9 protein-coding genes and 1 pseudogene are annotated in these 10,865 nt (G+C 75.3%); 6 read left to right on the top strand and 4 right to left on the bottom strand.

All coding sequences use genetic code 11. The features are described from left to right. Positions 1 to 364, top strand: a pseudogene (locus BG482_RS34375) (pyridine nucleotide-disulfide oxidoreductase); the annotation flags it as partial. Positions 365 to 435: 71 nt separating this feature from the next. Here BG482_RS34375 and BG482_RS34370 read toward each other — a convergent pair. From BG482_RS34370 to BG482_RS34360, 3 genes are all read right to left on the bottom strand, one after another. Then, a complete protein-coding gene (locus tag BG482_RS34370; RefSeq protein ID WP_069773126.1) occupies positions 436 to 1,458 on the bottom strand; it encodes a hypothetical protein in 1,023 nt (340 codons plus the stop codon). Further along, positions 1,455 to 1,823: a PadR family transcriptional regulator gene (locus tag BG482_RS34365; RefSeq protein ID WP_069773132.1), complete on the bottom strand. Its 369-nt coding sequence runs from the start codon at positions 1,821 to 1,823 to the stop codon at positions 1,455 to 1,457. Before BG482_RS34365 ends, BG482_RS34370 begins: the two co-directional genes overlap by 4 nt. Before the next feature lie 259 nt (positions 1,824 to 2,082). Then, positions 2,083 to 3,705 (bottom strand): serine/threonine-protein kinase, encoded by a 1,623-nt coding sequence (locus BG482_RS34360; RefSeq protein ID WP_069773125.1) that lies wholly within the window; start codon positions 3,703 to 3,705, stop codon positions 2,083 to 2,085. A 238-nt stretch (positions 3,706 to 3,943) separates the two neighbouring features. Between BG482_RS34360 and BG482_RS43030 the strand changes: the two genes are divergently transcribed. After that, positions 3,944 to 4,615 carry a hypothetical protein gene (locus tag BG482_RS43030; protein WP_107450850.1) on the top strand — a complete coding sequence of 224 codons (672 nt, stop codon included), beginning with the start codon at positions 3,944 to 3,946 and terminating at the stop codon, positions 4,613 to 4,615. 72 nt (positions 4,616 to 4,687) lie between these two features. Here BG482_RS43030 and BG482_RS34350 read toward each other — a convergent pair whose 3' ends face one another. Continuing rightward, positions 4,688 to 5,173: a roadblock/LC7 domain-containing protein gene (locus tag BG482_RS34350; protein ID WP_069773124.1), complete on the bottom strand. Its 486-nt coding sequence runs from the start codon at positions 5,171 to 5,173 to the stop codon at positions 4,688 to 4,690. A gap of 696 nt (positions 5,174 to 5,869) precedes the next feature. On the opposite strand from BG482_RS34350, the gene BG482_RS34345 reads away from it, so the two are divergent. The 4 genes from BG482_RS34345 to BG482_RS34330 all read left to right on the top strand — a co-directional run bounded on the left by BG482_RS34345 (position 5,870) and on the right by BG482_RS34330 (position 10,805). Next, positions 5,870 to 7,021 (top strand): hypothetical protein, encoded by a 1,152-nt coding sequence (locus BG482_RS34345; protein ID WP_256096570.1) that lies wholly within the window; start codon positions 5,870 to 5,872, stop codon positions 7,019 to 7,021. Positions 7,022 to 7,130: 109 nt separating this feature from the next. Then, on the top strand, positions 7,131 to 7,700 hold the full coding sequence (locus BG482_RS34340; RefSeq protein WP_069773123.1) for a (2Fe-2S)-binding protein: 570 nt from the start codon (positions 7,131 to 7,133) through the stop codon (positions 7,698 to 7,700). Between the two features lie 4 nt (positions 7,701 to 7,704). Further along, entirely contained in the window at positions 7,705 to 8,700 is a 996-nt protein-coding gene (locus BG482_RS34335; RefSeq protein WP_069773122.1) for a xanthine dehydrogenase family protein subunit M, read from the top strand. Next, positions 8,697 to 10,805, top strand: a complete 2,109-nt coding sequence (locus tag BG482_RS34330; protein ID WP_069773121.1) for a xanthine dehydrogenase family protein molybdopterin-binding subunit — start codon at positions 8,697 to 8,699, stop codon at positions 10,803 to 10,805. The genes BG482_RS34335 and BG482_RS34330 overlap by 4 nt, the downstream gene beginning before the upstream one ends. The last annotated feature ends 60 nt before the right edge of the window (positions 10,806 to 10,865 follow it).

The raw sequence follows: 10,865 nt of genomic DNA, 5'->3' as shown, positions 1-10,865 counted from the left end.
CTCCGGCACGGTCCCGGACGAGGGCGGCCGCGTCATCCAGGAGTCCGGCGAGCACCTGCAGTCCACGTACGTCACGGGCTGGATCCGGCGCGGTCCGATCGGCCTGATCGGCCACACCAAGGGCGACGCCAACGAGACGGTGGCGAACCTGCTGGCCGACCACGCGGACGGCCGCCTGCACACGCCCCTCTCGCCGGAACCCGAGGCCGTGGACGCCTTCCTCGCCGAACGCGACGTCCGCTACACCACCTGGGAGGGCTGGTACCGGCTGGACGCCGCCGAAAAGGCACTGGGCGAGCCCCAGGGCCGCGAGCGCGTGAAGATCGTCGAGCGCGAGGACATGCTCCGCGAGAGCGGCGCGTAACCACGAAGAGGGGCTCGGCGGACGGCCGCCGAGCCCCTCTTCGCCGTGTCTGCGTCGGTCGGTCGGGTCCGTCAGCGGACGGCGAGGTCACGGCCGCCGACGACGGCCAGGGCCGTGGTCACGAGCAGCGCGGCCGTGCCCTGGAGGGCGAAGGCGACCAGGGTGTCGGTGGGCATCGGGAGGACCGTCCACGGGTACAGCGCGGCCAGCCGCAGCGCGAGGACCAGCAGCCCCAGGACGGCGAGCGCCAGGGTGACGTCCGCGCCCCCGGATCCGTGCCGGGCCCGCCACACCAGGCGCCCGGACGCGACCAGCAGGAAACCGGTCGCCGGCGCCCAGACCGGGTCGGCGGCCATCGGCGCCAGCACGATCGAGGCGCCCATGACCACGCAGCATCCCAGGTAGGCCAGTCCCGGCGGCAGCACGGGCAGCGCGGGAGCGGGAGCGTCGCGGTGGTGGGCGGCGCACAGCGCCAGGGCCGAGAGCCAGGCGACGGCCAGGGACACGGGGGCGTACGGCGTGGCCGGCGGGAAGGCGTCCGTCACCAGGGGCGCGAGAAACGGCCACAGGCTGGGCAGCGCGGCCAGGAGGGCAGCGGTCTGCGCGAGGCGGCGACGGCCGTGCAGAAGCGCGAACCAGGAGACGGTCCACAGCAGGGGCAGCAGCCAGATCGCCGCGGCGGCGATCCCGCGGACGTTGCCCCCGGTGGTGAACCCGGAGAGGAACATGTGCCACTGGGCGGATCCGCCGGTGGCGGCCCAGGTCAGCTCCAGCACCCGGTCGACGACCGCGGCGGCCGCCTGCAGCAGCACTGCGACCAGCGCGAACTGGCGGACGGCCGAGCCGAGCAGGGCGTAGCCGCGCGGCGCGGCGCCGGCGGCGCCCAGCCGGGTGCGTACGGCGAGGGCGGCGATGCTCGCGGTCTCGCCGAGCGTGGGCCGGCTCTGGTCCTGGGTGTCGCGGTCGACGTCCCAGAGGTAGACCTCGACCATCTCCTCCTCGCGTTCCCTGCGGTAGTACGCGGGCAACAGGCGCAGGACGGTGCGGTAGCGCGCTTCGAGCAGCGTCGTCGCGGCGGTCGTCGTACCGGTCATGCCAGACCTCCGGCGAGTCCGGGCCCGGGGGCGGGCGGGGTGACGGCGCCGGGGGCGTGGCGCCCCTCGGCGATGCGGCGCCGGGCGGCGCCTGCGCCGGCCGCCATGCGGTCGGCCTCGGCGGTGAGCGCCCGGACCCCCTCGTCCGTGACGCGGTAGTAGCGCCTGAGCCTGCCCTGCTGCACCTCCTCGCGGTCCAGGGCGATGAGCCCGTCCGCGGTGAGCCGGTCGAGCACGCCGTACAGCGTGCCGACTCTCAACTGCACCTCGCCGTCGGAGAGTTCCTCTATCTCGCGGAGGATGCCGTAGCCGTGTCTGGGCTGGTCGGCGAGGGCTGTCAGCACGAAGAAGGCAGGCTGGGTCATGCTCTTCGATCCCATGCGACTGAATATATCGGAAGCCGATATATCATGCACGCCGAAACGCGAGGCAGTTCGCCCCGGACCGGTGACGGCTCCGCGGGACCCCGCCGTTCGGCTCCGCGGGACGCACACTCTGGGGGTCGGCGCCGGAAGCCGACGCCGGATCCGCTGCTGCTCGTCCCCCGGAGCCCTCGCCGCCGCTCCCCCGCCCCGGCCGTCAGGCGGGCGACGGGAGCGGACCCGGCGTCGTCGTCCGGACCGGTCAGCCGTCGTCGCGCGGATACGTCGCGATCACCCGGCCGTGCACATCCGCCTTCAGGTACGCGCTGCCGTAGTCGTCGGACAGGTAGACGCTCATCGTGGGTTCGGTGCCGAAGACCCTCGAGGCCGGGTTGATCAGCAGGTAACGGCTCGTCGGCTGCGGGACGCCGAGGGTGCGGCCGGCCCGGGCGAGCAGCGCGGACACCGCGTCCCAGTCGTAGAGGCGCAGGTCGACGGGGAGCGTGCCGGTCATGACGGTGCCGCCCGGGCCGTCCTTCACCGCGACGTCCCCGCCCCGGTACGTGTAGCGGTCGTAGAGCTTGGGACGGCCGTCGACCGGGGCCTCGGCGATGGCGTACTCCTCGTACACGGCGAGGCTGGTGACCTTCGACCCGCCCATGGCCGCGGTGAGCTTCGCGACGGTGCGTTCGACGCCGTCCCCGGCGAGCAGGTCGACCTTGCCCGCGGAGGCCCCGCCGGAAGCGGCCCGGGCCGTCTGCCGGACGCCCGGCGCCGTCGAGGCGCTCGACGACACGGCGATGTCCGGCAGGGGCGAGGCGCCGCTGTCGTCGCCCGCGTCCGTGAGGAGGTGCGGGAGCAGCGCCCACATCAGGACGCCCGAGAGGGCGGCGGCGGCGAAGGCCCCGGCCAGCACGGTGACGCGCGGCCGGGGCGCTCGAAGCGCGGGACCGGTGGGCGGCACGGCGGGCGTGGCATCGCCGAACGCGGGCGGGGCGAGGGGATAGGAGGTCGGCGGGGCGGGCGGCGAGGGCTCGGGCGGCGCCTGGCCGGCCGCGGCCGCGAGCATCCGGTCGACCTCCGACGCCTCGGGCCGGGCCCGCGGATCCCGGACGAGCAGCGCGCCGAGGACGGCGGTCAGCGGCCCCGCCCGGCGGGGCGCGGGCACGTCCTCGCCGAGCACGGCGGCCAGGGTGGCGAGCGTGCTCGCCCTGCGCAGCGGATGGCTGCCCTCCACGGCGACGTAGAGCATCATCGCCAGCGACCAGAGGTCGGCGGCGGGCCCGCCCTCCTTGCCGCCGACCCGTTCCGGCGCCATGAAGTCGGGCGAGCCGATGACGGCGCCGGTCGCGGTGAGCTGGGCGGACTCGCGGACGGCGGCGATGCCGAAGTCGGTGAGCACCGGCCGCCCGTCGGGGCGCAGCAGAACGTTGGCGGGCTTCACGTCCCGGTGCTCGATCCCGACGGCGTGCGCGGCGCGCAGTGCGGCCAGCACCTCGCGCCCCAGGCGCGCGGCCTCGGCCGGGGGCATCGGGCCACGTTGCAGCCGGTCCTGGAGGGAGCCCCCCTCGACCAGTTCCATGACGATCCATGGATACGTGCGCTCACCGCCGTCGACGATGTGGTGGATGGTGACGACGTTGGGGTGGTGGACGCGCGCCAGCGCGCGGGCCTCCCGCAGGACGCGCTCGCGCAGCGTGCGCGCGCCCTCGGGGTCGTACTCGGCCAGGTCCGGGTCGGGCGGCCGGACCTCCTTCACCGCCACGTCCCGGTGCAGCGCGAGATCGTGCGCGCGCCACACCAGACCCATTCCTCCGCCGCCGAGCCGCTCGACCAGCTCGAAGCGGCCGTCGACGACCCGTCTGTGGGGTTCCCCTGTGCTCATGGGGGGAGCTTAGGGGCAGCGGCCGACACACCGTGCGCCCGTCCGGGGGGCATCGCGCGAATGGTCGGCGGAGCGACGGGCATGCTGTGAGCGAGGTCACTTCCGGCGAGCCGTACCGGACCGCTCCGGGACCTTCCCGGGACCGCACTCGCCTCACCTCTGACTCCTCTGTCTCCTCTCACTCCCCTCTCTTCTCGCCCCCCCGCCCTCCCCACGAAGGACGTGCGCTTTGGCTCTCATGCACCCTGACGCCGCCCCGTCGTCCCGACGCCCGGGCCGCTGCTGGACCATCCGCGTGGTCGGGCACCGGGACCGCACGGCGTCGGTCACCTGCTCGTCGCCGTGCTCGATGCCGCCGCGCTCCCGGGACCTCGCGGCCCTGCGCCGCTTCGCGGAGGCCCATGCGGCCGCGCACGCCAGAGCGGCGGCGGTGCACCACGACGCCGCCTGCTGGTGCCGCCGTCAGCAGTGCGCCCTGCACGAGGGCGTCAGGGTCGCCTGCGCGGGCACGGTCGTCCTCGTTCTGCGGCACGACCCGGCGGTCGCCCAGGTATGGACCCTCACCGAAGTCTGCTCCGCCTGCGCCTCGTTGCTCCCGCACGCGCGGGTGCTGAGCCGGGCGGTACCGCCGGCGGCCCGCGCCTCCGGGACCGGGGCGGACGCCCGTGCGGGCAGAGGGCCGGGCCAGGGTGCGGGCGGGGCCGGTGCGTACGAGGGGACGGGTGCGGGCCGGGAGGCCGTCGGCCGTCCGGCGGCGTCCGGGCCGGCACCGGACGTGGGACCGCCGCGTCTGGTCCCCGGCGGGTTCAGCGCGCCCGCCTCGGGCGCGGGACCGGAGCGGGCCGTTGGCCGTCGGCGTGGGCTCGGCGCCCGGCGCGGGCGCAGGGAGACAGGGAACGGCGGGGTGTGACCCGGCCGCCGGGGGTGTGACCCGGCCGCCCGCTTCCCGCCGGAGCCGTTCCCGGGCCGTGGCGGGGTTCGTTCAGGGTCGGTGGCGGGACTGCGGCGGGATACGGACCGGCAGCACACCGGGCATCCAGCCCCCGGACGGGCGCGCAGGGGACTCGCCGCCGCCGACCGGGGGCCGCTCGCCGGTGACCCGGGTCGCCATGAGCGCGCCGATGCGCGCGCCACTGCGCCGCCCCTCCAGATGCAGACGTCCGACGTTGACGCGGTCGCCGGCGAGAAGTGTCAGGACGGCGGACGGACCGGCCGCGTAGGTCGCCAGATAACCCCCTGCCCCGCGCACCAGCAGTTCGCAGAACTCGCCGCTGGACGAGAGGTCGACCATGCGGCGCCCGACGCCGAGAGCCGCGGCGGTGAGCGCGGCCAGCCCCTCCGGCTGCACGTCGGGCAAGTCCTGGGCGAGGACGAGACCGTCGGTGCTCGCCGCCAATGTCCCCGTCAGCTGCGGCACGCGGGTGCGCAGCCGGTGCAGTTCGTTCAGAACCTCGGCCTCGACGGCCATGACCGGTTTCCCTTCGGCGCGTTGTCAACTGGAGCGGATCAAGTGCGGTGCGGCGCAGGGTGGTTCAGATGCCTCTGAGGCTACGGAAGTCGGCCGTCGAAAGCGATGGCTTCGGCATTTTCCCCTGGCATGCCCCACTCGTCGCTCCGGCGACAGTGCGGCCCTCCGCGGGGAGGCCTCGGAAGGGGGGTCGTCGAACGGGCCGACTCGCGAGGGCGGTCTCCTGCTCCGGCGGACGTGCGGCCTCGGCGGCGGGCCGCTCGTTGTGGTGCGCGCCCGCGCGTGACCCCGTGCGCGCCCGCGCGCGATCCGCCGGGGGGCGCGCGGACAGGGCTCGCCCCTACGCGGATGGTGGGCGGGCCCTGTCCACAGGATCCGATTCTGCGGTCCCCGGGCCCGGCGGGCCCATGGGTGCGGGGCCATCGGCCGAGGTGCGGGGCGCACACCCCGTGCGCACGCCGCACACCCGGGCACGCGATCGCCGGGATCCGTACGCGTGACGCGTCTCGCGCCGGGGAAGGCGCACCCGCGACAGGGGCGGCGCGGGCGCCCGCGCCGCCGACCCCCGCCTGCTTGATCGCGCACGCCCCGCGGCGAGCGATACTGGCCTTCGCACCTCGCCGCCATGTCGTCGCTCGCCCTCATGAAGGAGTCACGCACATCTCCGCGACCGTTCCGCCCACGACTCCGTCCACGGTGTGGCAGTCCCGTGGCCGTCACACCGGCCCGACCGCCCCCGACGTCCTGCGCAAGAACCTCCAGGCGCGCAAGGACGCCGGCACGCTTCAGGACTTCAAGGAGCTGACCGACGTCGGCACCCCCGAGGGCGAGCTGGCCTTCGAAGCCCGGTGGCCGGTGGACGAGGACGTGACCGTCCGCGCCCGGCTCACCCTCGCCGAATGGTCGGGCCGGGGGCAGGAATGGACGCTGACGGCGGAGGCGGAACGCCCGTGGGACCTGCGCTGGCCGTCGCCCGCCGCCATGTTCTGGCCGTGGGAGCCGGACGCCCTGTGGGGGCACGAGACCGTCACCGGCGAGCGCTATCTCGACGTCAATCCCCTGCCCGCGGACGACAAGGACCTGCGGCGCACGCTGCGCAACGCCCTGCGGGACACCTGGACGGTGCATGTCGTCGTCCACGAGGCCATGACGCCCGACGAACGAGGCCGGCGCTCGCTGATCCCCCTGCTTCCGCCCGGGCTGCAGCACCGGGTCGTCGAGCACCGGGCGGCCCCGCACCAGCTGCGCACCCTGAACTGGGCCCTCAAGGAGTCCGGGGTGGAGGTGCCGCGCGGCGGCGCCCTGGTGCTGCCCGGCTCGCCCGCCCCGGCCGACTACGACGCCGCCGACTTCTCGGTACGCACCGTGTTCCTGGACGGCACGCACCCCGCCGAGCTGCTGGACGCCGTCCAGCGCTTCGCCGCGCTGCCCCGGCCGCTGCCGGAGGGCGCCGACGCGGCCCTCACGGCGCTGCGCGAGGAGTGGCAGCTGCTGACCCTGGAGGAGGAGCTCGCCCGGGAACGCGGGCTCGTGGCGATGTACAAGGAGGCCCTGGAGGCGATGACGCAGTCCCGGGACCTGTACCGGGAGGCGGCCGAGCACGCCCATGAGGCGCTGGCCGCGTACCGGGAGGCGGCCCCCGAGGTCGCGGAGCCGCAGCCGGCGCCCGCCCGGCGCGGCGGCTCGCCCTTCCAGCAGCTGGGCCGCACCCTGGAACGCTTCAAGGAGTCGACCAAGGGCCTGCGCCCGGCGTCCACGGTGTCCGGCGCCGCTCCCATGGAGCCGTCGGAGCCGGGCGGAGCCCGCCCTGACGGCGAGGGCGGCGGCTCCGGGGCGGGCACGGGGTAGGAGCACGCGGGTGTCCCGGGCGGATCGCCCCGCGTTCGCACGTGTCAAGCGCTCCGCTGTGGATACGCGGTCCCCACGGCACACGCACCGCCCTGGAAGGGACCTGGACATGGGCACCGAGCACGGCCCCCGGTCATCGCCCCACCGTTCCGACACGACGCTGCGCGTCAACGGCAAGCCGCACACCCTCTCCGTCGACCATCGACGCGTCCTGCTGGACCTGCTGCGGGAGGACCTGGACCTCACCGGGGCGAAGAAGGGCTGCGACCACGGACAGTGCGGGGCCTGCACGGTCCTCGTCGACGGTCGACGCGTCAACAGCTGTCTGCTGCTCGCCGTCGCCCTGGACGGCTGTGACGTGACGACCGTCGAGGGCCTCCCCGGTGACGGCGAGGGCCCGCATCCGCTGCAGCGGGCCTTCCTGGAGCGCGACGCCTTCCAGTGCGGTTACTGCACGCCCGGACAGATCTGCTCGGCGGTCGGCGTGCTCGCCGAGGCGGAGGCGGGCCACCCCTCGCACGTCACGGACCCGTCGGCGCCCTCCGGGCGGCCGGTCACCCTGGACCGCGACGAGATCCGCGAGCGGCTCAGCGGCAACCTGTGCCGGTGCGGCGCGTATCCCCGCATCGTCGACGCGGTCGAGGACGTGAACGGAACCGGCCACAACCCGAGGACGTGATCCGGTGGAATCCTTCGCCTACGTACGGGCCGGCAGCCTCGCGGAGGCCGCCGAGGCCTTCGCCGCGCACCCGGGCGCACGTTATCTGGGCGGCGGCACCAACCTCGTCGACCTGATGAAGCTCGGCGTGGAACGCCCCACCGCGCTCGTCGACGTCACCCGGCTCCCGCTGGACCGGGTGACGGAGCTGCCGGACGGCTCACTGCGGATCGGGGCACTGGTGCGCAACAGCGACCTGGCGGCCCACCCGCGCGTCCGCGACGGCTGGCCGGCCGTGTCGCAGGCCGTACTGGCGGGTGCGTCGGGCCAGTTGCGCAACGCCGCCACCACCGGCGGCAACCTGTTGCAGCGCACCCGCTGCCCGTACTTCCAGGACGTATCCAAGCCGTGCAACAAACGGCGGCCCGGCAGCGGCTGCGGCGCCCGCGACGGCGTCCACCGCGACCACGCGGTGCTCGGACACTCCGACCAGTGCATCGCCACCCATCCGTCGGACATGGCCGTGGCCCTGGCCGCGCTGGACGCCGAGGTCGAGCTGTACGGCACCGCGGGGGTGCGCCGGGTGGCGGCGACGGACTTCCACCGGCTGCCCGGCGCGCACCCGGAGCGGGACACCGTCGTCGAGCCCGGCGAACTGGTCACCGCCGTCCTCCTGCCCGCCTCCTCGGCCGGGGCGCCGTCCGCGTACCGCAAGGCCCGCGACCGGGCCTCGTACGCCTTCGCGCTGGCCTCGGTCGCCGCGGTGCTGGAGGTCGCCGACGGCGTCGTCGCGCACGTCGGGATCGCCTTCGGGGCGCTGGCACACCGGCCCTGGCGGGCGAGGCTGGCCGAGGAGGCGCTGCTGGGCGCGGCTCCCACCCGGGCCGCGTTCGAACGGGCCGCCGACCTGGAGCTGGCCGCGGCCCGCCCGCTGCGCGACAACGCCTACAAAGTTCCGCTGGCCCGCAACCTCGCCGTCGACGTCCTGTCGCGGCTCGTGCCCGACCAGGAGGACTCATGACCGCCGTGGGCACGCCTGCCGAGCGGCGCGAGGGCCCGGAGAAGGTCACCGGCGCCGCCCGCTACGCCGCCGAACATCCCCTGGCCGGGCGGCTGTTCGCCCGCCCCGTACCGGCAACGGTGGCGCGTGGCCGGGTGACCGGGGTCGACGCCTCGGCGGCGCTGGCGCTGCCCGGCGTCGTCGCCGTCCTCACCCCCGACGACGCGCCCCGCCTCACCGCGCCGGACGACCCCACCCTCGCCGTCCTGCAGGACACCGAGGTGCCGCACCGGGGCTGGTTCGTCGCCCTGGTGGTCGCCGACAGCCCGGAGGCGGCACGCGCCGGGGCGGGCGCGGTGCGCGTCGGCTACGCGGAGGAGAGCCACGACGTCACGCTCAGCGCCGGGCATCCGCAGGCGTACGTCCCCGAGGAGCTCAACGGCACGTATCCGGGCGAGCGCCGGCAGGGCGACGCCGAGGGGGCCTTCGCCGCGGCGGACGTCCGGGTCGACGTCGGATACCGGGTGCCGCCCCTGCACAACCACCCGATGGAGCCGCACGCGAGCACCGCGCACTGGGACGGCGAGCGGCTGAGGGTTCACACCTCCAGCCAGGGCACCACGGCCGTCCGCACCACGCTCGCCCAGATGTTCGGGCTGCCGGAGGAGCGGATCACGGTCGCCGCCGAGCACGTCGGCGGCGGCTTCGGCTCCAAGGGCACGCCCCGGCCGGACGTGGTGCTCGCCGTGATGGCCTCCTGGCACACAGGCCGCCCGGTCACCGTCGTGCTGCCCCGCCGGATGATGCCCACGTCCGTCGGCCACCGGGCGCCCACCCTGCACCGGCTGCGGCTGGGCGCGGACCACGACGGCCGGCTGACGTCCCTCACGCACGACGTGACCACGCACACGTCACGGATCAAGGAGTTCGTCGAGTACGCGGCCGTCCCCGCCAGGGTCATGTACGCCGCGCCGCACCGGCACACCGTGCACCGTGTGGTCCGGCTCGACGTCCCCTCGCCGTCGTGGATGCGCGCCCCCGGCGAGGCGCCCGGCATGTACGCCCTGGAGTCGGCGATGGACGAACTGGCCGACGCGCTGGGCATGGACCCCGTCGAGGTGCGGATCCGCAACGAGCCGGACGTCGAACCCGACAGCGGCAAACCGTTCAGCAGCCGCCATCTCGTCGAGTGCCTGCGTGAGGGCGCCCGCAGGTTCGGCTGGGAGGGCCGCGATCCCCGGCCGGGTGCCCGGGCCGACGGGCCGTGGCTGCTCGGGACGGGCATGGCCGCCGCCACCTACCCCGTGCAGGTGTATCCGTCCACCGCGGCGGCACAGGCGCTGCCGGACGGATCCTTCCTCGTCGAGGTGAACGCGGCCGACATCGGCACCGGCGCCCGCACGGTGCTGGCTCAGGTCGCGGCGGACGCCCTGGACGTGCCCCTGGAACGGGTGCGGATCCGGGTGGGCAGCAGCGATCTGCCCGCGGCTCCGCTGGCGGGCGGCTCCTCGGGTACCGCCTCCTGGGGCTGGGCCGTCCACGAGGCCTGCGGACGGCTCGCCGCCCGACTCGCCGCGCACCAGGGCCCGTTGCCCGAACAGGGGCTCCGGGAGCTCGCCGACACCGAGGGGACGGCCGACGCCGGGAGCGCCTTCGCTCGGCACGCGTTCGGCGCGCACTTCGCCGAGGTCGGCGTGGACACGGTGACAGGCGAGGTGCGGGTGCGCCGGATGCTCGCGGTGTACGCGGCGGGGCGCATCCTCAACCCGCGCACCGCACGCTCCCAGTTCGTCGGCGCCATGATCATGGGCCTGGGCATGGCGCTGACCGAGGGCAGCACCATGGACGCCGCGTTCGGCGACTTCCCCGAGGCAGACCTCGCCGGCTACCACGTGCCCGCGCACGCGGACGTGCCCGACATCGAGGCGCACTGGATCGACGAGGACGACCCTCACCTCAATCCCGTGGGCGGCAAGGGGATCGGTGAGATCGGCATCGTGGGCACGGCGGCGGCCGTCGGCAACGCCGTGCACCATGCCACGGGCGTCCGCTTCCGCGAACTGCCGCTGACCCCCGACCGGGTCCTGACGGGTCTGCTGGAGACCGGCCGCCCCGGTCCCGGCTGACGGCCCTGGGTGCGACCGGTCGAAGCCCGTTCCGCCCGGCTTCGACCGGTCGCACGCGCG

It is taken from the genome of Streptomyces sp. LUP30 (assembly GCF_001746365.1).
Lineage (GTDB): Bacteria > Actinomycetota > Actinomycetes > Streptomycetales > Streptomycetaceae > Streptomyces.
The sequence above is the reverse complement of the archived record's forward strand: the minus strand, read 5'-3'. Positions and strand labels throughout refer to the sequence as shown.